General features: G+C 71.9%; 1 pseudogene. It reads right to left on the reverse strand.

What is annotated here, in order from left to right:
* Positions 1 to 572: pseudogene (locus tag FVW20_RS18380) on the reverse strand (hypothetical protein); the annotation flags it as partial.

A 572-nucleotide genomic window follows, 5' to 3' on the forward strand; every position in this document is an offset into this window, starting at 1 on the left:
CCCGGCCAGCAGCGGGTGCCCGGCCACCACGGCGTACAGCGCCCCGGCGCCGAACAGCACCCCTTCCACCGTGTGCCACGGCATGGGCGGAAAGGCATGCACCGACCACACGAAGCCCAGCGTTGCCAGCAGCGGCAGGGGCACGCCCAGGCGGCGCAGGTCCACGGCGCGGGCAAGATACAGCGCGCCCAGCCACGATGCGGCCAGCATCTCGGCGTAGAACCCGGCCCTGCCCGCCAGCACGGAAACCCGCTCCGGCGTCAGCCACAGCCAGAAGGCGTGCCAGTACAGCGAAAGCGGCGGCTTGACGTAGAAGAAGTCGCGGTAGGGCACCTCGCCCAGCAGGATGCGCCAGGCATGCCCGTAGAAGAAGCCGAAGTCGGTGGTGTCCATGCCTTGGGGGGCGTACACCGCCACGTACAGCACGGGCACGGCCACGGCGAGCAGGCTGGCCAGCCGGACGGAGGTGACGACGCCGCGCGTGCGCGGCGAATCGCGTTCCGCACTGCAGGTGTCCGGCGCGGGTTGCCCGGTCTCTCCGGCTTGCCCTGCGGGCTGGACATGCCCGCCCC

This window comes from Nitratidesulfovibrio oxamicus, assembly GCF_015731765.1.
Classification (GTDB): domain Bacteria; phylum Desulfobacterota; class Desulfovibrionia; order Desulfovibrionales; family Desulfovibrionaceae; genus Cupidesulfovibrio; species Cupidesulfovibrio oxamicus.